Genomic DNA, 21,836 nt, shown 5'->3' with positions numbered 1-21,836 from the left:
GCAGAGCGGTCGCAGGGGCTGTTGTCCGGGTGTGCGACGGGCCCTAGGATCGACCAAAACCACGCCGCGAGTTAATGCAGCCTAGGCCCCGCCGGACAAGAAAGACATGGCCCCCAACTCCTCAAACAGCGCCCGCGATCTTTCTTCGGCTGCCGAAAGCGATCCCCGCAGCTCCGAGAACGGCGCGGCCGCTCCCCGACGTGTTGTTTTTCCTTTTGTCTGGGTCGCCTTGCTCGTCGCGCTCTACCTCGCGTTTGAGCGGTCCGAAGCAACCTCCGATATCAAGACCCTCGCCAAGCTAGCGTCGATCGTGCTTTCCGTCGTTGGCGTGGCTTTCTGGTACACGGTCCGCGGCCGGGCACCGTGGGTCGTGCGCGCGGCGGTCGGCATGGCCCCATTTATTGCGGCGTTTTCGCTGCTCTCGATGTATCAGGTTCAGCTACGGGGAGACGGCACCATTGCCGGGCTGCACCGTCGCGGCACCCCCCTGCCCGACCAGCTGCTCGCAGCGGTTAGCGTGCAATCGACTGAGGCGGGACTCAGCGACTGGAGCCCCGGCACCTACGACTACCCGCGCTTCTTGGGAAACGGCCCGTGGGCCGAAGCGGTGGGGCCAGCGCTGGCGGCGGATTGGAAAGAACGGCCCGCCGACCTCGTTTGGCGTCAACCGATTGGTGCCGGCTGGTCTTCCTTTGCGGTCCAGGGTCGCTACGCCGTGACTCAGGAGCAGCGGGGCTCGCAAGAATTGGTCGTTTGCTACGACTCGCTAACGGGCGAACCGGTGTGGTCGCACGCCGACGACCTGCGCTACGAGCCCGAAGCGGGCCAAGGCGAGATGGGCCAGGTTGGGCCTCGGGCGACGCCGACGATCGTCGGCCAGCGGGTCTACACCCAGGGTGCCGCGGGGCTCGTAAACTGCCTCGACGGAAGAACGGGCCAGCGACTCTGGTCACTTGATACGGCGTCCCACTTTGGTGCCGATGTCGCGGTCTGGGGTAAGAGTGGATCGCCGCTGCACGTGCCCGCCGCTGGCGCGATCCCCGAGCTGGTGATCATCAATGTGGGAGCCCCCGAAAAGCAAGAGAACCCCACCTACGACGCCTCACTCGTTGCGCTCGAAGCAGGCAGCGGCACCGAAGTCTGGCGGAGCGGCACGAAGCAAACTTCCTACGCCTCTCCGCAGTTAGTCATGCTCCACGGAGAATCCGTGGTCCTGCACCTGTGCGACGATCTTCTCATGGCCCATGCGGTTGCCGATGGAACCGTGCTCTTCACGTATCCCTGGCCCGGCATGAGCGACAACATGCCCAGCTGCAGCCAGCCGATTTCCGTTGGCAACAACCGACTGTTGCTGTCAAAAGGCTACGGCCACGGAGCTTCGCTGATCGAGGTTCAGCGCGATGCAGACGCATGGACGGCCAAGCCGCTGTGGTCGCCGGCCGTGCTCCCCGTGCTACAGACCAAGTACAGCAACTTGGTGGTCCGCGACGGTTATGCTTATGGTCTCAACGGAGACCATCTGCAATGTGTCGAGATCGAGTCGGGCAAACGGGTCTGGCGTAAGCGCCGCAAACCCTCGTTTGGGTTCGGGCAGATACTTCTCACGCGACAGCATCTCCTGATCATGAGCGAAGCGGGCGAGGTGATCGTCGCCGACGCAAGCCCGGATCAATATCGCGAGATTGCCGCTTTCGCAGCGTTGTCTGCGGACGATGTTTGCTGGAACAACCCCGTATTGATTGGCGACCTGCTGCTGGTGCGCAACTCGGTCGAGGCGGCGGCCTATCGGCTGCCATTAGCCACCGAGGAGGAAGAGTCGGCCATGAGCGAACCAACCGGCAAGGATGTCGCGGCGGCGGGGGTCTCTGCCGAATCCGGCGCGTGATCGAGCAGCCAGTCTTCCAGGACAATCTGCTGCAGCTGTGGAGCCCGCAGCAGTCGTGTGTTGGTTGGCAAACGGGCGGCAAGCCACGGCCGCTCGACAAGCGATTGAACCGCTCTGAGGCCTAGGCCACGGGCGGTTGCGGCCCCCGTCTGTTGACGAACATTCTCGGCGAGTCGCTGGAAGGTTGCGGGGATGACGTTCGGCGCTGGCCCCACATGGATAACACGACGCGCATCGCTGGCAAGCGTCGCCACAACCGCGCTCCACAGCCGCTGAGGCTGATCGGTCCACCGACGCAGCACCTCGCGAGTGACCCCTTCACCGTACGCAAACGTGCCCGTCACAAGCGAGAAGACATCTGGAGAGGGCGCGCTCGCTGAACAACGGATCTTTTCGATCATGCACGAGGCCCGATCGGGCACCGCCCGTTGGCGTACGATGGGCGTATGCAGCGGCGGCCAAACCCCGTCGTGCTTGCGCAGCCGCACGCCCCGTTCGCGTAGCACGGGGAAGCCGGTCTGAAGGCGTTCGAGCAAGTCTCCCTGCCCGATCACCAGCGCCGTGTTGGGTGAGAGAATCGCTGAAACGGCAATCGTACCGCGGCCGTCACAGCTCAGCTCCTCGCACGCCTGATTCAGTTCCGTAAGCGGGAGTGCCGCGGTGCGCGAGAACAAGACGGCCATCGTCGTTTCCTGGGCAAGCGCCTCGCAGTCGGCAGCCAGCTTTAACGGGATGCGGAGCACCTCTTCGGGAGCACAGAGCCCGCCTGCCGCCAACGCCGCCAGTTCGCCCAAGCTATAACCGAAGGCAAAACGGATCGGCACCGCTTGGAGCTTGAAGTGGGTGCGTGCCAGCTCGACCTGCGCCATCTCCACGGCAAAGACCAGCGCAATCGCCTCAGCATAGTCGCCTGCAGCAGGCTCCTCGGACCGCTCCACCCGAGCGATCAAATCGATCGGCCGATCGGTCTGCTCGGCCACAAGCCGCTCCGCCCAGCGAAGCCAACGGCTGACGGTTTCCGTATAGGCGGGCACCTGCAGCAGTTCGCGGGTGCGGCCCAGATTGGTCTGGTTATACCCCCTGTACGCCAGAACGGTTGGCGTACGCTCGTCGAATTGAGGCGCACTGGCAGATAACGCCGTCATGGCCGCATCTCCCTCTACTTACAAGAGAAGGACTCGGAACCGTGCCCTCTTTACGCGGACCGTGCCACCCCGGTTCGCCTAAGCGTAAGGGTTACACAAGCGTACCACGAGCGGGATCGGCACAAACGCTCGGTTGCACCGATTCTAAGGTTTTGGAAATCGCTTGGTTCGGGATACCGCTGATGGCAAGGTTACGCCTTCGCCAATAAGGCGACCTAGGCTTCCTAAGCCTTCAAACCTAGGACTGCTGGGGCCCGCCCGCTAACAGCCCTCTAAAACGCTCCTTCCACGCGAGACTCGTCATGCCGCTCGTTCAAGACATTATGACCCGCAACATCGTCACGATCAGCCCCGAGGCGTCGATCGGAGACGCGATCGAGCTGCTGCTCGCGCGCCGAGTTAGCGGTCTGCCGGTTGTCGATGACGATGGCCGTCTTGTTGGCATCATCACCGAATTCGCTCTGTTGGGCTTGGCTTACGATCAGAACCTAACGCGTCAGTCAGTCGAAGAGCATATGACCCGGACCGTCCTCACCGTCGATGCAACCGATTCGGTGAGCAAGGTGGCGGACCTGTGCATCGTGCATCGCGTCCGTCGTCTTCCTGTTTTGGAAGAGGGTCGCCTAGTCGGTTTGGTCTCGCGGCGCGACGTCTTGGCCACGATCCACACCAGCACGCCGGCTTTTGTGGGCTGAACCCGGTCGGTTGGCTTTGACTTTGTGCCGGGGCGACGTAGGTAATGCTGGCGCATCGGGTGCCGTACCCGCGTCAGCCTGCGCTGATCCCCCCATCAATAGTTAACAAGCCCCACGATGAGCTACTCTCACAAGCGTATCTTGCTGATCGAAGAGGACGCCACGCTCCGCGAGATCACGGCGTTCCGTCTGGAGCTTCTCGGGCATACGGTCGACTCATTCTCGACAGGCGAGCAGGCCATTACGCAGCTTTTGCAGGAGCTGCCCGATGCCGTCATCATCGGACACTTCTTGCCAGATATGGATGGCCTTGAGCTAGTGGACCGCCTCAGCAACGAGGTTCGCACGAGTGAAGTGCCCGTCATGCTGCTTTCGCCCAATGCCGAGCTCGAAGACGTACAGCGGGCATTCAACTCAGGAGCGGATGAGTTCCTGGTAACCCCCTTCGACCCCCAAACGCTCGAGCAGAAGTTGACACGATTGCTCAGCGATCCCGCTGCGGCCAGCGTCTAGAAAGTAAATACGCCCCTGCTCCCTTCCCGTTTGATCGTCGCACCCACTGCTAATGGCTCGGCTCGGTGATATCCTTGTTTCGCGTGGCATGGTCACGCAGAACCAGCTCGAAGCGGCGCTGGCCGCTCAGGGTTCGGAACGGGGTATGCTCGGCCAGATCCTGCTGCGACGGAATCTGATCTCGCTCGACCAGCTCGGTGACGCTCTGGCCGAGCAGTACGGTGTCGATTACTTCGACATCGTCCCCCAGGCGATCAATGTCCAGATTGCCCGCTTGCTTCCCGAGAACCTCGCACGGGAACGCAACTGCGTTCCCGTGGCGATTCACGGCCGCGAGCTGCAATTGGCGATGGTCACGCCCGACGACATCGACACGATCTCTGAGACCGAACTCATCACGGGCTATCACGTCAAACCCTTAGTGGCGCTCGACAACGCGGTACAGGCTGCGCTCGATCGTGGGTTCGACGATCGCATGACCGCTCGTCAGACGATCGTTGACATGAAAATGGCCGACCTGGAATCGGCCGAGCATCTCGAAGAGATCGACCTCGAACCTACCGATGCGGTCGAAGAAGAGCAGGCACCTGTGGTGCGGCTCGTTCGTTCGATCCTGATGGGCGCTATTAACGCCGGATGCAGCGATATCCACCTCGAGCCTCACGTGCCCGAGATGCGTGTCCGTTATCGCGTTGACGGCGAACTGCAATCGGTGATGACGATTCCCAATCACACGGAAGAATCCGTCGTCGCGCGCATCAAAGTCATGGCCGATATGGACACGACCGAGAACCGGCGCCCGCAAGACGGTCGCCTGACGATCACCGAGGCGGGCGCGCGGGTCAACTTCCGCGTTAGCACCATTCCCACCGTCGGCGGTGAGAAAGTGGTGATGCGTCTGCTCGATGAAGGTGGTAAGTCGTTCGAGCTACGCACGCTCGGCCTTAGCGACGCCGACCTCAAGAAAATTCAATCACTCATCGACAAGCCGCACGGCATGATCGTCGTGACGGGCCCCACCGGCTCGGGGAAGAGCACCACGATGTACTCGGTGCTGTCGCGATTGAACGCGGTCAATCGCAACATCGTGACTGTCGAAGATCCCGTTGAGTACCGGCTCACCGGCATCAACCAAGTTGCGAGCGACAACGAGCACGGCCTGGGCTTTGCGAATGCTCTCAAGTACATGATGCGTCAGGACCCCGACGTGATCATGGTCGGCGAAATACGCGACCAAGAAACCGCGGGCACCGCGGTCCAAGCCGCTCTCACGGGCCACTTGCTGATTAGCACGCTGCATACCAACGATTCGGTGGGAGCGGTTGCTCGCCTGAACGACTTGGGTGTGGACAATTTCAAGATTGCCGGTTCGCTGAACGGCGTGATCGCTCAGCGCCTGCTGCGTACCATCTGCGACGAGTGCCGCGAGCCCTGCTCTCCTAACGAGCAGCTGTGGACACAAATGATGGGTGACAAGCCGATCCCCGATGACGCTTTCTTCTTCCAGGGGCGCGGCTGCAAAAAGTGCCTCGGCACAGGCTATTCAGGACGGCTGCCGATCTTTGAGGTGCTGGTGATGACGCCCAAGCTCGCCGAGGCGGTCGAGCGGGGCGCTCCCGCTTCGGAAATTTCGCGGATCGCGATCAAAGAAGGGCTTGTCGATCTGCGCCAAGCCGGTCTGTCGCAGGTGTTCGCCGGTCGAACATCGCTGGAAGAGGTCTACTACAAGCTCTCTAGCTAAGGAGATCTCGTCATGCGGACCGCCGCCAAGAAAACGCTAGCGCCGATTACCAAGGCTCTAACCGGCAAGAAGAGCAAAGCTGGCACAACAAAAAACAGCCTTGGCTTGAGCTGGCGGCGGGCTACCCCTGCCGACCGGCTGAAGAAGACCGAGGTGACCTTCTTCTTCCGCAACCTGGCAACGCTCACCGGCAACGGCGTCCCGCTCACCAAAGCCGTCGGGGCGATCGCCGAAGAGCGCACGCTCGAGCGGCGTCGGAAGATGTTGCTAGCCATCAAGAAACGGCTCGAGAGCGGCGATACCTTCAGCCACGCCCTTTCCTGCTACGGCGCGACGTTTGACAAAGTAACTCTCAGCCAGATCCGTGTGGGCGAGCGTTCGGGATCGCTGTGCGATTCGCTCATGAAGATCGCCGAAAATCGCGAGAAAGCCGGCAAGGTTAAAGAGGATATCGTCAAGAAACTCGCTTACCCGGTCGTGCTCGCCCTGGTGGGCTGCTGTGTCGTTATGTTCTTGCTGGCGTATGTCGTGCCGGTCTTCGAGGACACTTATCGATCAGCGAATGTCCCCCTGCCCGCGATCACGAAAGTGATGATCGGCGTGGGTGCCATTGCACAGTCGTACTGGTGGGCCGGGCTGCTGTTGGCCTTAGGTATCCCGCTGGTGATCAAACAACTCCGCAAACGCGACCAATTCGCCTTAGCGTTAGACCGTAAGATCCTGCAGACACCGTTGCTGGGACCTTGGCTTCGCGATATCGCCCTGCTGCAGCTGATGGAGGTTATCGGGAGTCTCATGGAGGCCGGCTTTACCCTAGCCGAAGCCCTGCAAGAGGCAGCCGACTCGGTCAGCAATCGGGCGATGAAGCGCGGTGTTACGGACCTGCATAAGGCCGTTCAGCGCGGCGAACGCTTCAGCCGCGAGGTTGAACGTCACGCCGATCTGTTCCCTCCGATGGTTAGCCAGTTGATCATCATCGGCGAGCAAACCGGGGAGCTGACTCGTTCAACGCAGCACATCCGCGCACACTTGCAAGAAGAAATCCAACGCAAGAGCGATATCGCCATCGGCGTCATCGAGCCGACCCTGACCATGTCGATGGCGGGTGCCGTCGCTGTCATCCTGATGGCGATCTACTTACCCATGTTCGACATGATCAGCACGGTGAGCTGATGATCCGCTATCGTTACCAATCGAGGGGCCTGAGCCTCGTCGAGCTTACGGCCTCGATCGCCATCCTTGGGCTGTTGGCCGCGATGGCGCTACCACGGGTACGTTCGGCACTAGACGAGGGACGTGTCGGCTCTTGCCACTTGCAGCGCGCCGAGATTGAGCTGCAAGCCCTCCGATGGCGTCGTGCAACGGGGTCTTGGCCGGCTACCAATCTCACCGACGTGGGCATTGACGCGTTCTACTTCCCCGAAGGCGTTCCAAGCTGCCCGGTCGATGCTAGCGCCTATGAAATAGACGCTACAACCGGACTGGTTGTCGGGCACACGCACTGAAACAAAGCGCTTTTTGTCACTATTTAGCCGGTTTCTTAATCACGACGAAATGGTGACCTAAGTTATTGAAACGGGCGAGGCACGCGGATGATGCGAGGCCTCTGAACCAACCATCACGCCCATCGATCCGTCTCCAGAAGAACTAGGTAGTCCCATGAAACGACACGCCCCCCTCTCACGTCGCGGCTTCTCCCTGATGGAGTTGCTGGCTGTTGTGACGATCCTCGGCATTATTGCTGCGATCGTTGTCCCACGCGTCACCACATCGAGCGATGTCGCTAAGCAGAAGGTCGATGCGCACAACCGCGCCACGCTCAACTCAGCGATCGAGCGCTACTACATCAACACCGGTTCGTGGCCCTCGGCCAACCTGGCTGAGCTGAACGTCGTGAGCTACTTCCCCGATGGTCTTCCCACCGTCCCGGGAACCGGTGCGGCTTACACGATGAACACCACTTCGAACCGGGTGAACTGACGTGTTGTTGTCGGCTCTTTCCGACGAAAGCACCCCCCGCACAGCACCGCACAACGCACGCGCTCGGCAACGGGCGCGTGCGTTCTCGCTGTTGGAGATGGTCACGGTCGTGGTGATCCTGGGCATCGTAGCCGGGATGGCGATCACCCGCTTCGGGCATGATACGCTGGCAACCGTTGATGCCGAGGGAGTCGCACGTCGAGTGACCCTGGCGATGCGGCTCGCTCGCCGCCAAGCGATCAGCGAAGGCGTGAACGCCGCGGTCATTCTCTCACCCGATGGAACGGCGGTCAGTTCCTTCACGGTTGTTCGCGCCGCCGCGAGTGGCGACGAACCCGTTGAAGCCGTGATGCCTGTGGCTTCCGGTGTCACGATGGTCGCGACAGCGGCAAGGTGGGAATTCGACTACACGGGAGCCCTCGCTACGCCGAGCGGAGGAACCGTTACGATCACCTCTCCCGGTTGGACGTGGACGATCACCATGAACGCTCTGACCGGACAACCGCGGCTGAGCCGGGTTGCTTCTTAACAAAAAACCGGGTGTCGATTCTTCCAGAGACACCTCCTCTTGTTGCGGCAAATTGACCGGCACAGGCCGCGAGCTACGTTATTTCATGCGTAGCATTGTTCCTATCCGCCGTCACTCTGCGTGCAGCCCTCGGGGCTATTCGCTGCTCGAACTCGTCGCGGCGCTTGCGCTCGTTGCGGGAACGCTGGTTCCTGCCCTGGAACTGATGAGACATGGACTGCAACAGAGCATCGAGACCGATCGCCGTCTGCAGATGGCAAGCTATGCGGTTTCGCAGATGGAAAAACAACTCGCCGCTACCGCCGCCACCTGGGCGGTTGGTTCGTACACCGGCGACTACGCGGCAGATAACAATGCCGATATCCGTTACGCAGCGGTCTGTTCTGATGATCCCCTGAACGGGGGCGTGACGGGACTGTTGATGGACCTGCGCGTGACGACCTACTACGACGCCAACGGCGATGACGCTCTAACCAGCGACGAGCCGCGGTGCGACTTCCGTACTCAACTGGGCCGCTTCTCGACTTACGAGGCGCTAAACCCATGACCCGTCGTGCCGCTACCCCCGATCGCTGCGGGGTGACCTTGCTGGAGGTGATGACCACGCTCGCCCTTTCCGCGACGCTGATGACATCATCAATGGTCGTGCTGCGCTCGAGCTATGCCACCTGGCGACTCCACGAGGAAGAGCTAGACCGTGCGGGCGCTGCCAACGCCGTGCTCCGCCACTTGGTGCGAGGTGTTCGTCAGGCCAATGCCGTTACCGCCGTTACCGCGACCGCAGCTCCGAACGGAGCTTTGTCCGTGCAACTTAACGATGGCTTGGTCGCAACTTGGACCTACAGCAGCGGCACGGTTTTGTACCAGATGACAGGCGGCTCGCCACAAACACTCAGCGATAATATCACGGGGCTGTCCTTCACGGGTTACGAAGCAGACGGCGTCACGACAACCGACAACCCCTCCGATATCCACGCTCTTCGGTGTGCCGTGACAACCACCTTACCAAGCGGGGCCAATCGCACGGCCTCGTCTTTCACCTGGGTGAGGGCATGGTGACGAACACCCGACAACCACGCCGTGGCGCGGCGCTCTTGATGTGCCTGTTCATCGTGCTGACGGTAACGTCGCTGGTGATCAACGTCATCGATACCGAGACGTTGCAGCTAGCTGCCACTCGCAACACGATCGAATACGAGCAATCCCTGTACTGGGCCAACGGCGGCATTCATCGCGCTTGTGTGGATCTGATGCTGGACCCTTCATGGCGCGGTGTTTTGATCGAAGGAACGCTCCCCCCCGCCGCGGATCCAGCGGGTTACTCCGTCACCGTCGCTGAGGGTGCCTTGGGGATCGTCATTGTCTCGAGTGGCTACTCGGGCCGAGGACACCGCACGCTTCAGGCAACCGTAGAACTCTGAATACAAACGACCGATGAGCCTTGATTCTCCACCGAACCGTCGCCAGCTATCTGACCGTCGTCAGCCCACGACGCGCCGCCGACACGCGGACTCACGGACGCTCTATGTCGAGCTCTGCCATTCGGTGCTGCGCGTCGTTTTAGTAATCGATGATGGGCGTGAAGAGCTTCCTACGCTGGTCGCTAAGACCGTCCGCTGGCGCGTTGACGCTGCGGGCCTCGATGAAGGCCGCGGATTGGTTGAGCTAACCGCCGCCCTGCGTGGCATCGTAGCGGAGCACCGACTGGCGGGATGCCGCGTCTCGATCGCAATCAGCAGCACACTCTGCGTTAACCGTGCAACCTCGGGCCCTAAAGCGCGTGTCGAAGAAGAACTCGACGAACTCGAGCAGCGCAGCCAACTCTACCTGACACTTGGTCCAGGTCCTAAGACAACGGCCATCGGTCGTCGTCCGATCGACGCGCGCCACGAGCATGCGCTGATGACCGTTGCCAACGAGTCAACACTCGAGCTCTTGGTCCAAGCGGCCGAGGCCGCGGGACTCGTCGTCAAAGTCGTCGAGTCATCGCTGGTCGCCTTGTCGCGGCTTTACGGGTTGCTCACCGACAACACCGAAGAGCCCGTTATCCTAGCCCAGCTCGACGAAGATAGGTTCGAAGTAGGCGTCACCCGTAACGATCAGCTGCTGGTCGAGTATCGTCCGTCATCCGACGCTACGACCGCCAATCTGGGCACCGTGATCGACGATCACCACGGACGACTCGAACGTTTCTGCCGACGGCAGTATGGCCTGGGTGCCATGCAAATCAGCCGCCTGTGGCTAGTGGGAGACAGCACCGAGATCGAGGGCACGCGTGCGAAGACGAAAGCGGCCCTCGACACGAAAGTGCTTAACCTGGCCAAGATCAGCGACACGTGGCAACTGCAAGATAATCGCATCCCGCCCGCGGAGATGAGCGCTGCGATTGGTTTGGCGCTGCTTGCAAGGAAGGATGACCCCGCGCAGACACCCAATCTGATGGAAAAGATCCTCGGCCGGGCCAAGACTCCGCTCCGGCCGTTCCTGACTAAGGCCTTTGCCCCCATCGCGGCGACTTTGCTGATCGCGGCGGGTTTGTGGGCCTTGAACCTTGAGCAAAGCGGCGAGCTTGTCGCTCTCAGGGCCAAATCGGATGAACTACGTCCGGCTGAACTGCGGCTCAAACAACTTTCTGAGCGAATCCGCTCAAGCGATGTTGAGATCGAGCATCTCAATCAATTGACAGCTGCCACGCCCGCGACGCGGCTCGAGCCGCTAATGACCGGAGTGGCGCACTGCTTGCCAGACGATGTCTGGCTGAAGCAGTTAAGGATCCAAAATGACTCTCAAGCAAGCGTCGCAGGTGCCAGCTACACCGAGGGGGGCGTGTACGACTTTGTGGGCTACCTTGAAAAAGCACCCGTCACGAAAGAGGTAGCACTCCGTGGCACCGGGGTCGAGCAGACACGGCAGGGTCCGGCCACCAGCTTCGACATCGAGGTCGATCTTATCCCCCCGCCTGAGCGAATTCCGACAGTTTTGCCGACCGGAGAGAAACCATGATCCGCATGCTAGCAGAGCAGTTCTGTACCAACCGGCATCGTTGGCTAATCGTTACAGCCGTCACCCTCGGGATTGCCCTCGCGACCATCCTGCCTCAGGTCGATGAATACATTGCGATCCGCAGTGAGCGGACGTCTCTAGAGCAACATGTTCTGGATGCGTCCGAAGCGCCGCGACTGGTACCCGACTACGAGAGCAAAGCGGCTGAAAAAGAAGCCCAGCTCACCGCCCTCCGCGATCGAGAGATCGATGAGTCGCAAGTGGCTGAGCTAAGAACCTGGCTGGTTAACGTGTCGCGCGAAGCGGGCTGCACGGTTCGTCGGATCGACTTGGGGTCCGCGAGCAACCGACCCTGGTCAACCGATGATTCACCGCTGAACGAAGCGGCGACCGCCCCGCCGAAAGAGAAACTAACCCCGTTCAACCTCCAAACACGCAGCATTACGCTCTCGGTGACCGGCGCGCCGGAAGAGGTACGAACGCTGCTAAAAACGATTGACACCGACTCCCGACTCAAGCAAGTCCAACTCCTCGACCTGCGCCCCGGAAGTCGCAGCAACGCGGAACTCCAGCTCGACCTCAGCCTGCGATACTTCGCTCTAGTGAAGCCCGCCGTCTGACAACCGAGCCCCTGCCCTAAGCGAAGTGGTCAAGGATGACCCTAACAGTACTCCCAGCAAGAACGCTCGCGGTAGCGACGCCTATCGGACCCGTGGTCCGTCGAGTGTTTCTTTCCGTGGCGATCAGCTTAGGGCTGACAGGCGTCGCTGCAACCGCGTTAGCGGCCCCGCAGCTGAACCCGCCCACCGGGGTCGGGGTATCGTCTTCGGGTCGCGTGATGAAGCAGCTCGCGCGGCGCGGCGATCTGACCTTGCGCAACTCCTCGCTCGAAGCCGCACTCTTCACGATCAGTGAACTGTGGGGGATCAACATCGTTGCTGGCGAAGTGCCCGGCTCGGTCAACGGTGTTTTCAAGGATGCGCCGCTTCGCGAGATCCTGGATTCGATCCTGCTGAGCAACGGATACGCTTACCGCCCAGTGGGAGAGAGCCTGGTGGTTAGCCGCCTTGCCGAACTGGGGCAGATCAACCCGTTCTTCGTCTCGGAAACGATCGCCGTTGGTGCGGCCGAAGTGGGCGAAGTCGTCGAGGCCGCGCGGCTCATGTCGACCCCTCAGGGTCAGGTCCGGGCGATGCCGTCGGCCGGCGCTGTGCTGGTGGTCGATTTCCCCGATCGTGTTGAGAAGATACGCGAGCTGATCGGGCAGATTGATCGGGCCACGCGCGGCATGGGTCAGCCGGGCGGCTCGGCGATGGGACCGCAGCGGCTGGAAGTGGCTTACTTCCGTACCCACTTTGTGCCCGCCGCCGATGCCCAATTGGCGCTGAATGTGGTGCTCAGCCCGCAGGGTCGCATCGCCGCGATCGATCAAGAGGATCGCTTGCTAGTGGTCGACTACGCTGAGAATCTGGCGATGGTCGAGGTCGTCCTCGCCCGTATCGATCGTCCGCGGCCCCAGGTGAAGATCCAGGCACTCATCTACGATATCAACCTTACCGATATTGAAGAGATCGGTGTTAACTGGAACGCGCTGGTAAGCGGCACCACCGACGGCACCGGCAACCCCACAGCGGGGGATGGGGCGCTGTTCAATACCGTTACTAAGACCCCGTTCGACGCTGCCGGAACGGGCGGATCGTTCACCTTCTTCAGTCTGAACGCGGACCTGAACCTGCAGGCGGTTGTGCTCGCGTTGCAGCAGGCTGACGACTCACGGCTGCTAGCTTCGCCTAATGTGACGGTGATCGACAACGAAGAAGCGATCTTCCAAAGCGTCTCGGAGATCCCGTTCCAGCAACTCACGCAAACCGGTGCCGGCGGACAGATCGGCACAACCAGCTTTCGCGATGCCGGCATCTCGCTCAAGGTGACGCCAAAAGTGGCCAGCGACCGCACGATCAACTTGAAGATTGCACCGGAGTTCAGCCGACTGACCGGCTTCACGCCCGGCGATAACCAGCCAATTATCGACCGACGTACCGCGAGCACACGCGTGCGGGTCGCCAACGGTCAAACGCTGATGATCGGCGGTCTGCGACAACGCAACGATGTGGGCAACTTCGACGGCGTGCCGCTGCTCAAAGACATTCGCTATCTGGGGCATCTGTTCCGAGCCCGTGAAACACAGATCGAAGAGAGCGAGTTGGTGGTGTTCATCACGCCCGAGATTGTCGGCTACGCCGATGGCCTCGCGACGCGTGATCAGCTAGCCGCCGATACGGTGCGTTGTCGGCTCGACCGCATTCCTGCCCCTGAAGGCTGCCCCACGTGCGATGCGTGTCAGGGCACGGGCTGCGAGACCTGCGGCCCGGGAACAAGCACGACCATCGGGTTCCATGAGGGGCCGGCCAGCCTCGACCAGACTTCCCCTGAAATGGCACCGATTATCCTCGGACCGGAAGTCTCACAACCGGACGAGACTCCCGTCCTAGAGCCACTCGAAGCGATCGAGCGCGGCGAGCCATCATCTCCATCAGCCGCACTCTCCCCTGCAAGACACAACCCCGCGGATCTCGATCTGCGGATGCCGTTGCTGACTTCCAACCCTCCCCGACGTCTGCCTCCGATAGGCTCTGCCGCCCCGACGAGCAGCCCGCCACTTGCCACACCCCCGATTGCTCCGGTTGAAGCGGTTGCTGATAAAACGGCGTTCCCTCTCCGCAAGAGCTACGACGAACGGTTCCGTGCATCGGGATCGCTCACCCAGCCCCGCGTAGCCGCGAAACTGCAATCGGAAGCAGACACAACAACCACCCCGAGCGAACCGGAGAAGCCCGGACGATTCTCCTCCATTACCGAGCGGTTCTGGCGGTAACGATCAGGCGGATTACGCGGCCCGCTGCGAGCAGGTGCCAACGGGAGCGGCACAGCGAGGCGGCTACCACGACGTAGGATTGAACGATCGGCAAAGCAATCCGCGTTGCCGCACGTCGTCCCCGTCGCCCCCGCCAGCCCCGATGGCCCGGAATTCCTTTCGCCTGCTAACCGCCGTGCTCGGCCCGACGCTGCTTGCGGCGAGCTTGGCTGGGTGTTCGCGCGGGCCCGTAGCCGTTGAAGCCGCTACGGTTCTAACGGACACGAACACTGATGCGACTCCTGCCGAAGCGGAACCAGCGGAACTGAGTCCCAACGCTTCGAGCCCCGATCTGGCTGTTGCCGAACTGGTAGCGACGCAGCCGCCTGCCGAGGCTTACGAGCCGCCCTTTCCGCTACGCGAGACACTGTTCGATCCCCCGAAGCAGGCGGCAGTCGCCGCGGGACCGGGGCAGACTCAGCAATCAGGCAGTGTGCAACTGCTGGGCTTTGCCAATCTGGGATCACAAAGGGCCGTGCTGTCGATCGATGGCGTTATCGCTCCGCTCGAAAGCGGGGGGGAGCACGCTGGGGTGAAAGTCATCTCGGTGTCGCCACCGAAGGTGGTCCTCCAAAGGGGCCGCAATCGCTGGACCGAGTCGATTCAGTAGTCGATCGATCTCTTGGTCAGCAGAATTATCTTCGCGCTGCGGCATCGGTCATCCTTCGCGCTCTTCGGTTCGAGCCGTTCGAACCGCCAAGTCTCCCCAGGGATTCGTTGGCACAGGCTGCGCAGCGGGGGCCATTGACAGGTCATCTTCGATCACGCGTTGGGGCTTCGCGACGCGACGCAGCCCCGCTTCGCGCCCGGCCAGCCTGAGGCACACAAGCAGCACGCTAGCGGCCGCAGAAAAGACAACCCCCGCGACGAGGTACTCTTCCGTCGCATCCAGTTGACCATCGGTCAGACGCATCACAGTGAGCACCGGGCTGGTAGTCTCATACAAGGTAGCGTCGCCCAGCCGGACACGATTGCTAAGGACCTGTACCAGCAACGGGACGCCACTGGCCGCCAGCACGAGCAGCACCTGAACCAAGAATCCGCCCAACAGTGTGAGTGTCGCGACCTTACGGAGCGCCGTTATCGCGAGCAAACCAAGACCCAAGAACGTGACTATATAAGCCCAGCATACCGCCGCGATGAAAAGCGCTGACGCAAGTGGCATGCTGCCTGTAACTCGGCACCAAATGATCGACCCGGCCCAGAGCAACAGCACCAATCCCAGATTGGTGATCGCAAAGATGTATCCCGAAGCAGGGCCGGGGCAGAACCAGCTAAACAGGGCACGGCCCACGAGGCTCTGGGGTAAGCGGCGGCGCACACGCTGTGAGAGTTCGGCAGGTTCGCTGGTCAGCACCGCTCCCGCGACAAACCAATAGATGGATGCCGTAAACACGATCGCGAGCAGTCCGTCCCCCACCGCTGGGGAAGTCGCGATCATGCCGGCGCACCAAGCGATAAACACGGCTTGCTGAATCACGAGAGCAACCCGCAATGGGGTCGAGCGGTTCGCGCTAGAGAACGTGCACAGCCCGGCTGTTGCGACGTAGACGATCCCAAACGTAGTAGCGTAGAGGCTGAGCAGGCCCAGATGGATCCAGAAGAACGCCGGGCTCGAGCGTTCGCCGGGGTCCAACTCCATTGCCGCCATCGACATCGCGAAAATCGTCGAAAAAGCAAAAAAGAGACCTCCCGCGAAGACCACCGCCAGAAAGTTCTGCCCACGACGCTGCTTGTTGGTCGCCGCCAGCAGCAGACCGATCATCGACAGCCCGATCGATGCCAGCACCGCGTACAGCAGCAACAGACCGATCGTCAGCAGATCGACCCCCCGCAGCAGGTAAGTGAACGCGATACACGGGGCTAAGGCTGAAAGGTACATCAGCATCTGCAGGACCGCGCTGCCCAGCTTGCCGTTCACGACTTGCCAGGGCGTGAGGGTCGAAACCTCGAGCAGATCGCGGGTGTTCTCTTCTTGCTCGGCGGTTAGCGATCGGAACGCATTGAACGGGATCACGACCGTCAAGGGGAGCAGCAGCACCGCGTAGTAAACGCGCAGCAGATAGCCGCCTGCGGACACGTAGTAGATGCTGGGCCCCACCAGCGCAACGCCACCGACCGTCGTGATCCAGCAGGCAACCAGCAACAAAACGAACCAGAGCGTGAACTGCCGGCTCTTGAGCGCTTGGCGTGTCTCTTTGACAAGGATCGGGTTGAGCCCCTCACCGAGCCAGCTGATCAGGGCGTCGAGCCGTGTCCAAAAGCCCCCCTCCGCCCGCGCGGGCGTCGGCTCGGTCATCGCAGCGGGGTCGGAGGCGATCGCCATGGGGATTTCGTCTGAGGGGACGGGCACAAGCACAGGTCTTGCCAGGCAGCAACGGCAGCTATTGCACGCGTCCCTGAGTGACGTGCAGAAAAACGTCTTCGAGCGATTTGCTTTTGGTGGAGAACTCGGTCACACGAAAACCAGCGCCGATCATTCCCGCCAGCGTGTCTGCCAGATGCTCTGCGCTACGCTCGCGCTCCGAGCTTTGCACGAAACGCACATGGGCCTCGGCCGCTGAGACCTCTTCGATTTCAGGCTGCTGCTGCAACCAAGCAACGAGCGGGCCCACCTCGCCCAGCAGCCGCACCTGCACCGCGATCCGTTGCTCGACACGGCTGCTGATCTCTTCCACCGTGCCAACGGCAACGAGCCGGCCCAGCTCGATGATGCCCACCCGATCGCAGACCTCGGCCAACTCGGTCAGGATATGTGAGCTAATAAGAACGGCTTTGCCGAGTTCCGCGAGGCGTGTGATCATCTCACGCAGCTCGATACGGGCGCGCGGATCAAGGCCTGCAGCGGGCTCGTCGAGAACCATAACCGAAGGGTCGTGGATCATGGTGCGCCCTAGGCACAATCGCTGCTTCATTCCTTTGGACAAGCCGTCGATCGGCTTGCGTGCTAAGTCGTCAAGCCCCGTAAAGTCCATCACAAAGTCGAGTGCGCGCTTGCGTACCGTGCCCCGCAATCCGTACGCCCGCGCGAAGAAATCCAGATACTCCCAGACATTGACATTCTGGTACGTGCCGTAGTAATCGGGCATGAAGCCCAGCCGTGACCGCACTCGGTCAGGATCTTCGACCACCGAAAAACCATCGACGAAGGCGTCGCCCGAGGAGGGCTCGTCGAGGGTTGCCAGGATCCGCATGCTAGTGGTCTTGCCGGCACCGTTCGGGCCGATGTAGCCGAATACTTCGCCGACACCGACCGTGAACGTGACGTCGTCAACCGCGTGCGTCGTGCCAAACCAGCGGTTGAGGTTGCGAAGCTCGATCGGCGGTGCTGAGGTCGCGGCCGGACGGCTCGACATGGTCCAAGCGGCCGGATCACTTGCAACGGGGCCGCCGTTGGAAGAAGGGCTCAGGTTCATGGTTCACCAGTTCCCAACGGTTAGATGAAAACTCCCCGCCTCGGTCACGCTCTCGAATCCCAGCGGAACCCCCACCGTTTTTGTGCTGAGCGCCACGTAGCTACGGGGCGGCAGATTCAATGGGGCTCCCCCTTCGAGGCCGACGAGTCGGTCGATGGCTTGGTTCATCAGGTTTCCGCCAGGAGATACATCGGCAACCTCCCGTTGCAGCCGCCTTGCGCTGCGTGATGCCCCGATACGTTCGAGCGAATCTTCAATCTGCCGGCCCGCACCAAGCGGGATTTGCGGTTCGTTATCAAGCGTGATCTGGCGTATCTGAGCGACGGCTTCGACCTTGTCGATCGCTTCCAGCCGGGCGACTCCGTCAACATTGATCGACTCGCCACGCCACCACTGACCGCCCTCGTCGTAGACCATGAGTAGCTGCAGATCGGCACCGAGGCGGTTACGCACTTCAACCTGCTGATCAGCCGTGGTCGTCACCAACAACTCCTTGGCGAAGGGACCCGCTCGCACCAATAGATGCTGGGCCGAGGTTCGGGCCGGCAACCAGCCGCTGACCAGATGCTGCCGATCCGGTTCCCACGCCAACCCACGCGATTCGCTCTGTTGCGGACCAACCGCCACCTCCCAGCCAGGCTTGATCGGATAAAGCATGGTATCGGGCGGCATGGAGAATTCGCCTCGTACGCCAAGCCCCGCGTAGTGACAAAGGCGTGCCCAGGTAACCGCCTCTCCGGCGGGTTGATTGATGACGGTCAGGCCTCGAGCCCTGACACGCACCCCAAAGCCATCGGAAAATGTGGCGTACACAAACAGGCATGCCGTTACCAACAGCGCACCAAGCGGGGTGGTGATCACGAGCAGGTCGAGCCGCTGCTTACGCCACAGCAGCCAGTAGTTCAGCGGGCCGATCGCCAACACGAAGAGCGTTATGAGCACCTGGAACTCACCCACGGGGGCGAATCCCACGCCGGGGATCAACAGGTTCGCAAAGTCGGGGCTGCCAACTTCGGGGCGCACGCCGTGACGCCGCTCCCAGCCGCGGTTAACCCACCGCTTTGAAGCGTTCGCGGCGACTCCAGGACTGATGCGACGGGGAATGTCGAATCCTTCGGCAGGAAAGGCCATCACACGGCCCAATCCGGCCCCATGAACGGCGTACCAGCCCCGGCTGGTAAGACCGCCACTGCTCGATTCGAGCGCCGCAGAAAGCAGCCCGCGGATATCCTGCCCCAGCGTTTGCCCCTCGGAACCAGGCGGGCTGACGGGCCGGCTCATTAATGATTCGCGATTCCAGCCCTCTGCTTCGGATACCGGCGTCAACGTGGCGTCGAAGGGGGTGTCGAGATCGAACGACCAGCCGCCGATCGCTAGCAGTCGCGTGATCTCATTCAGCGCCTCGGCTTCATCCTCAACGTTCTCGATCCAGACAAAGCCGCCCGCCAGCGCAAACCGACGCAGTGCAGCAATCGCTGCGGGATCACGTTCGGCCATGATACGCAGCATCGACAGCTGCGTGCGGACGATGTCTGCGGACGAATAATCGAGCCATTGATCACAAGGCTCCGACACCGCATCCTCAACCATTAGCTGGTCGAGATCCTGATACTGCCGTGGCATCGAGCGCCGGCCAAGCCACGACACGGTACCGCTGCCCGCGTCACGCAGCTTGAGTTGCTTCAGGCCGATCTCCTCTCCTGCGGGTGAAGCAAAGAACTGCGCAGCTTTCCGATCAATCGACAGCGACGCATCGGCTTTGCCATCAACGACGACATCGCACCACAAGAATCCCGACTCGTTATAGCCAGGCATTCGGATAACTCCCTCGGCGGTTGTCTGGCCGGCGGGAATCGTGAAGCCCTTCGAGACGGTCAGGTTGACCGCGTCCTTCACGCCATTACGCGAAGACCAATAGAGCTTGAGAGCGACTTCGCGGTCGAACGACTTTGCGACGGTTGCGGTGAAGCGCACCTGGATCGGGCGATAGCCACCGGAATTGAACCAGTTGGCGTCCAGCTCGAGCGCGAGCCCGCTCTTGGGCGATGCAAAGCCTACGCTGGGCATCCGCATCGTGAAGCCGTTAAAGGCCGCTGCGCTGGCAGCGATCGAGATCACCGTAAGCAGAGCCAACAGCATCACGGCGTTAGACGATAACCGCTGAGATCGTTCACACGATAGCGAAACGCGAGATAGCTTTCCGAGAGCGGTCGCTGCCTGGTGCGGAGCTGATGTCGGGATGGTTCTCACGCGGGCGACTCCGCGCTGCTTTGCTCGGTTTCTTGCGTGCGTCGCACCGGTGAACGTGCGAGCATTCTCGCCAGGGCGTAGAGCAACGCGTGAAAGCAGAGCAGCACCGGAAGACTCAGCACACCGATGCCCGCGCCGATCGCCCACGGCTCGCCGATCGCTGCGGCCCGCAACGACACCGCCAGGAGTGCCCCGACGGTCAGCGCAATCAATCCGGTGCGCAGCGAGAAGCGTGGTAAAAATTGCATACTTTGATTGTGACGAATCCGGCGGCCACAGCAACAACCTCAGGCCACGACTCTACCCGATGATGCCGCTTTCTGAATCCGAAAATCTGCCTGACCCCCTGTCGGAAAGGAGCTGGCTGAGCTGCCCTCTTCACCAACAGGCGGTCACCCTTTTCAACGAGAAAGCCTATTGGAATGCCCACGAGGCGTGGGAGGAGCTCTGGATCGCCGCGGGACGGCGCGGGCCCAGCGCTGACTTCTTGAAAGCCCTTATCAAGCTGGCCGCGGCGGGGGTCAAAGAGCAGGCCGGCAACCCAATCGGTGTCCGCAGGCATGCCAGGCGTGCGATCGAGCTGCTCGCCCCGATCTCCTCACCTCGGCGGTACGGGCTGCTGGTCGCTCACCTGCGAAGCTTGGCCCGCTTCGCTGAAGAACACGGACGATTGCCCGACGCCAAGCACCTGGTGCTCGGGGATTGAAAAGCCGATTGCTGGCTGGGAGCCTACCAACCGAGCGGTCAGAGGCAGTCTGGTGCATGTAACCCCTGTGCGCAACCTGCCGAGTTCAGCGTCGGCAGGCGCGTCAGAGCTGTCCCGCGGAGGTCGCAGCGCGGAGCTGTTCGCACGCGCTACGGGCAGCCTCGCGAACCGCGTCGCGCCAGTCGGGCTGCGGGTTCTTCTCATACGCGAAGATGACGCCACGAGAGCTGTTGACCACGGCTCCAAGTCCCTGGGCGTCGAACCCCGCGGCGACGTCCGCTGCGGCTCCCCCTTGGGCACCAAAACCGGGTATCAAGAACCAGGTATGCGGCATGGCCGCGCGCAGCTCGGCCAGTTGCTGAGGATAAGTCGCTCCGACAACGGCACCCGCAACGCCATAGCCGCTCGCGCCGACGGTAGACGCTGCGATCGTCTCAACGTATTCACCGACACGCCGATAGAGCGTTTTGCCCTCAGCCTCCAAATCCTGCCACAGGGCCCCTCCCGGATTAGAGGTCTTCACCAGCACAAAAACGCCCGCATCGCGTTCGGCGGCAAGCTTCGTGAAGGGTTCAAGGCTGTCGTCGCCCAGGTAGGGACTGACCGTCAACGCATCGCCTCGCCACGGGCTCTGTTCCCCGAGCCAACCATTGGCGTAAGCTTGTGCCGTGGTGCCGATATCGTTTCGCTTGCCATCGACACACACCAGCAGACCGGCGCGGTGCGCCTCCTCGATCACGGCTCCCAGGGCGACCATCCCCGCGGGGCCGAGCTCTTCAAAGAACGCCACCTGCGGCTTAACGATCGGCGTGAAGTCGGCCACGGCATCGATGACGCCCCGGCAGAACTCGCAGAAGGCGTCGGCACGCTCTGCTGCGGAAGCCTCTAACGGCGGGCGAAGCGAAACCGGCAACTGATCCAGCCGCGGATCAAGGCCCACCATCAGCGGGCTACGCTTCTCACGAACAGCGGAGGTAAGCCGATCGGCAAACGACGGCATAGAGAGGCTCCGTGTCGGCACGAAAGAGACACCGCGACCTTGCGTCTTGGCCGCCCCCC

Annotated in this window: 22 protein-coding genes; 16 read left to right on the top strand and 6 right to left on the bottom strand. The window is 61.7% G+C overall.

Translation table 11 applies throughout. The features are described 5' to 3' along the window. Positions 1-106: 106 nt before the first annotated feature. The gene (locus tag Pla111_RS03195; RefSeq protein ID WP_146571274.1) at positions 107-1,885 is read left to right on the top strand and encodes an outer membrane protein assembly factor BamB family protein; all 1,779 of its coding nucleotides are present in this window, start codon (positions 107-109) and stop codon (positions 1,883-1,885) included. On the opposite strand, the gene Pla111_RS03190 is transcribed toward Pla111_RS03195, so the two are convergent. Then, positions 1,783-3,030, bottom strand: a complete 1,248-nt coding sequence (locus Pla111_RS03190; RefSeq protein ID WP_146571272.1) for a hypothetical protein — start codon at positions 3,028-3,030, stop codon at positions 1,783-1,785. The two genes, Pla111_RS03195 and Pla111_RS03190, sit on opposite strands and share 103 nt — an antisense overlap. A 302-nt stretch (positions 3,031-3,332) precedes the next feature. Between Pla111_RS03190 and Pla111_RS03185 the strand changes: the two genes are divergently transcribed. The 14 genes from Pla111_RS03185 (at position 3,333) to Pla111_RS03120 (ending at position 15,015) form a co-directional block, all read left to right on the top strand. After that, on the top strand, positions 3,333-3,725 hold the full coding sequence (locus Pla111_RS03185; RefSeq protein ID WP_146571270.1) for a CBS domain-containing protein: 393 nt from the start codon (positions 3,333-3,335) through the stop codon (positions 3,723-3,725). Positions 3,726-3,842: 117 nt separating this feature from the next. Then, on the top strand, positions 3,843-4,238 hold the full coding sequence (locus Pla111_RS03180) for a response regulator (RefSeq protein ID WP_146571269.1): 396 nt from the start codon (positions 3,843-3,845) through the stop codon (positions 4,236-4,238). A gap of 52 nt (positions 4,239-4,290) precedes the next feature. Then, positions 4,291-5,979, top strand: coding sequence for a GspE/PulE family protein (locus Pla111_RS03175; RefSeq protein WP_146571267.1), 1,689 nt, complete (start codon positions 4,291-4,293; stop codon positions 5,977-5,979). A gap of 12 nt (positions 5,980-5,991) precedes the next feature. Beyond that, positions 5,992-7,152, top strand: a complete 1,161-nt coding sequence (locus Pla111_RS03170) for a type II secretion system F family protein (protein ID WP_146571265.1) — start codon at positions 5,992-5,994, stop codon at positions 7,150-7,152. Next, positions 7,152-7,484, top strand: coding sequence for a type II secretion system protein (locus Pla111_RS03165; protein WP_146571263.1), 333 nt, complete (start codon positions 7,152-7,154; stop codon positions 7,482-7,484). Before Pla111_RS03170 ends, Pla111_RS03165 begins: the two co-directional genes overlap by 1 nt. 154 nt (positions 7,485-7,638) lie before the next feature. Continuing rightward, a complete protein-coding gene (locus Pla111_RS03160; RefSeq protein WP_146571261.1) occupies positions 7,639-7,959 on the top strand; it encodes a competence type IV pilus major pilin ComGC in 321 nt (106 codons plus the stop codon). A 1-nt stretch (position 7,960) separates the two neighbouring features. After that, on the top strand, positions 7,961-8,488 hold the full coding sequence (locus Pla111_RS03155; protein ID WP_146571259.1) for a pilus assembly FimT family protein: 528 nt from the start codon (positions 7,961-7,963) through the stop codon (positions 8,486-8,488). Positions 8,489-8,573: 85 nt separating this feature from the next. Next, on the top strand, positions 8,574-9,035 hold the full coding sequence (locus Pla111_RS03150; RefSeq protein WP_146571257.1) for a hypothetical protein: 462 nt from the start codon (positions 8,574-8,576) through the stop codon (positions 9,033-9,035). Then, entirely contained in the window at positions 9,032-9,547 is a 516-nt protein-coding gene (locus tag Pla111_RS03145; protein WP_146571255.1) for a prepilin-type N-terminal cleavage/methylation domain-containing protein, read from the top strand. The genes Pla111_RS03150 and Pla111_RS03145 overlap by 4 nt, the downstream gene beginning before the upstream one ends. Continuing rightward, complete coding sequence (locus Pla111_RS03140) at positions 9,541-9,909, top strand: hypothetical protein (protein ID WP_146571253.1); 369 nt, start codon at positions 9,541-9,543, stop codon at positions 9,907-9,909. Before Pla111_RS03145 ends, Pla111_RS03140 begins: the two co-directional genes overlap by 7 nt. Before the next feature lie 13 nt (positions 9,910-9,922). Next, positions 9,923-11,491: a PilN domain-containing protein gene (locus tag Pla111_RS03135; RefSeq protein ID WP_146571252.1), complete on the top strand. Its 1,569-nt coding sequence runs from the start codon at positions 9,923-9,925 to the stop codon at positions 11,489-11,491. Then, on the top strand, positions 11,488-12,111 hold the full coding sequence (locus tag Pla111_RS03130) for a hypothetical protein (protein WP_146571250.1): 624 nt from the start codon (positions 11,488-11,490) through the stop codon (positions 12,109-12,111). Before Pla111_RS03135 ends, Pla111_RS03130 begins: the two co-directional genes overlap by 4 nt. Before the next feature lie 35 nt (positions 12,112-12,146). Further along, positions 12,147-14,366: a secretin N-terminal domain-containing protein gene (locus Pla111_RS03125; RefSeq protein ID WP_146571248.1), complete on the top strand. Its 2,220-nt coding sequence runs from the start codon at positions 12,147-12,149 to the stop codon at positions 14,364-14,366. Positions 14,367-14,508: 142 nt separating this feature from the next. Then, entirely contained in the window at positions 14,509-15,015 is a 507-nt protein-coding gene (locus Pla111_RS03120; RefSeq protein WP_146571246.1) for a hypothetical protein, read from the top strand. A gap of 48 nt (positions 15,016-15,063) precedes the next feature. On the opposite strand, the gene Pla111_RS03115 is transcribed toward Pla111_RS03120, so the two are convergent. From Pla111_RS03115 to Pla111_RS03100, 4 genes are all read right to left on the bottom strand, one after another. Beyond that, entirely contained in the window at positions 15,064-16,731 is a 1,668-nt protein-coding gene (locus Pla111_RS03115; RefSeq protein ID WP_146571244.1) for a hypothetical protein, read from the bottom strand. Between the two features lie 58 nt (positions 16,732-16,789). After that, positions 16,790-17,761, bottom strand: coding sequence for an ABC transporter ATP-binding protein (locus Pla111_RS03110; protein WP_231930688.1), 972 nt, complete (start codon positions 17,759-17,761; stop codon positions 16,790-16,792). Positions 17,762-17,824: 63 nt separating this feature from the next. Then, positions 17,825-19,960 (bottom strand): hypothetical protein, encoded by a 2,136-nt coding sequence (locus tag Pla111_RS03105; protein WP_146571240.1) that lies wholly within the window; start codon positions 19,958-19,960, stop codon positions 17,825-17,827. A gap of 107 nt (positions 19,961-20,067) precedes the next feature. Beyond that, positions 20,068-20,319, bottom strand: a complete 252-nt coding sequence (locus tag Pla111_RS03100) for a hypothetical protein (protein WP_146571238.1) — start codon at positions 20,317-20,319, stop codon at positions 20,068-20,070. A gap of 59 nt (positions 20,320-20,378) precedes the next feature. Here Pla111_RS03100 and Pla111_RS03095 point away from each other — a divergent pair, with 59 nt between their 5' ends. Next, positions 20,379-20,777 carry a DUF309 domain-containing protein gene (locus tag Pla111_RS03095; RefSeq protein WP_146571236.1) on the top strand — a complete coding sequence of 133 codons (399 nt, stop codon included), beginning with the start codon at positions 20,379-20,381 and terminating at the stop codon, positions 20,775-20,777. Between the two features lie 103 nt (positions 20,778-20,880). Here Pla111_RS03095 and pyrF read toward each other — a convergent pair whose 3' ends face one another. Beyond that, on the bottom strand, positions 20,881-21,777 hold the full coding sequence (pyrF, locus tag Pla111_RS03090; RefSeq protein ID WP_146571234.1) for an orotidine-5'-phosphate decarboxylase: 897 nt from the start codon (positions 21,775-21,777) through the stop codon (positions 20,881-20,883). Positions 21,778-21,836: the final 59 nt, after the last annotated feature.

Source organism: Botrimarina hoheduenensis, assembly GCF_007859815.1.
GTDB lineage: Bacteria > Planctomycetota > Planctomycetia > Pirellulales > Lacipirellulaceae > Botrimarina > Botrimarina hoheduenensis.
This window is presented reverse-complemented; position numbering and strand designations above follow the sequence as displayed.

Coding starts and splice junctions, on each gene's coding strand:
- Pla111_RS03140 (WP_146571253.1), top strand. CDS start 9,541: ATGGTGACGAACACCCGACAACCACGCCGTGGCGCGGCGCTCTTGATG.
- Pla111_RS03120 (WP_146571246.1), top strand. CDS start 14,509: ATGGCCCGGAATTCCTTTCGCCTGCTAACCGCCGTGCTCGGCCCGACG.
- Pla111_RS03125 (WP_146571248.1), top strand. CDS start 12,147: ATGACCCTAACAGTACTCCCAGCAAGAACGCTCGCGGTAGCGACGCCT.
- Pla111_RS03110 (WP_231930688.1), bottom strand. CDS start 17,761: ATGTCGAGCCGTCCGGCCGCGACCTCAGCACCGCCGATCGAGCTTCGC.
- Pla111_RS03170 (WP_146571265.1), top strand. CDS start 5,992: ATGCGGACCGCCGCCAAGAAAACGCTAGCGCCGATTACCAAGGCTCTA.
- Pla111_RS03100 (WP_146571238.1), bottom strand. CDS start 20,319: ATGCAATTTTTACCACGCTTCTCGCTGCGCACCGGATTGATTGCGCTG.
- Pla111_RS03185 (WP_146571270.1), top strand. CDS start 3,333: ATGCCGCTCGTTCAAGACATTATGACCCGCAACATCGTCACGATCAGC.
- Pla111_RS03190 (WP_146571272.1), bottom strand. CDS start 3,030: ATGACGGCGTTATCTGCCAGTGCGCCTCAATTCGACGAGCGTACGCCA.
- Pla111_RS03135 (WP_146571252.1), top strand. CDS start 9,923: ATGAGCCTTGATTCTCCACCGAACCGTCGCCAGCTATCTGACCGTCGT.
- Pla111_RS03175 (WP_146571267.1), top strand. CDS start 4,291: ATGGCTCGGCTCGGTGATATCCTTGTTTCGCGTGGCATGGTCACGCAG.
- Pla111_RS03105 (WP_146571240.1), bottom strand. CDS start 19,960: ATGCTGTTGGCTCTGCTTACGGTGATCTCGATCGCTGCCAGCGCAGCG.
- Pla111_RS03180 (WP_146571269.1), top strand. CDS start 3,843: ATGAGCTACTCTCACAAGCGTATCTTGCTGATCGAAGAGGACGCCACG.
- Pla111_RS03115 (WP_146571244.1), bottom strand. CDS start 16,731: ATGGCGATCGCCTCCGACCCCGCTGCGATGACCGAGCCGACGCCCGCG.
- Pla111_RS03145 (WP_146571255.1), top strand. CDS start 9,032: ATGACCCGTCGTGCCGCTACCCCCGATCGCTGCGGGGTGACCTTGCTG.
- Pla111_RS03165 (WP_146571263.1), top strand. CDS start 7,152: ATGATCCGCTATCGTTACCAATCGAGGGGCCTGAGCCTCGTCGAGCTT.
- Pla111_RS03160 (WP_146571261.1), top strand. CDS start 7,639: ATGAAACGACACGCCCCCCTCTCACGTCGCGGCTTCTCCCTGATGGAG.
- Pla111_RS03195 (WP_146571274.1), top strand. CDS start 107: ATGGCCCCCAACTCCTCAAACAGCGCCCGCGATCTTTCTTCGGCTGCC.
- Pla111_RS03095 (WP_146571236.1), top strand. CDS start 20,379: ATGATGCCGCTTTCTGAATCCGAAAATCTGCCTGACCCCCTGTCGGAA.
- pyrF (WP_146571234.1), bottom strand. CDS start 21,777: ATGCCGTCGTTTGCCGATCGGCTTACCTCCGCTGTTCGTGAGAAGCGT.
- Pla111_RS03130 (WP_146571250.1), top strand. CDS start 11,488: ATGATCCGCATGCTAGCAGAGCAGTTCTGTACCAACCGGCATCGTTGG.
- Pla111_RS03150 (WP_146571257.1), top strand. CDS start 8,574: ATGCGTAGCATTGTTCCTATCCGCCGTCACTCTGCGTGCAGCCCTCGG.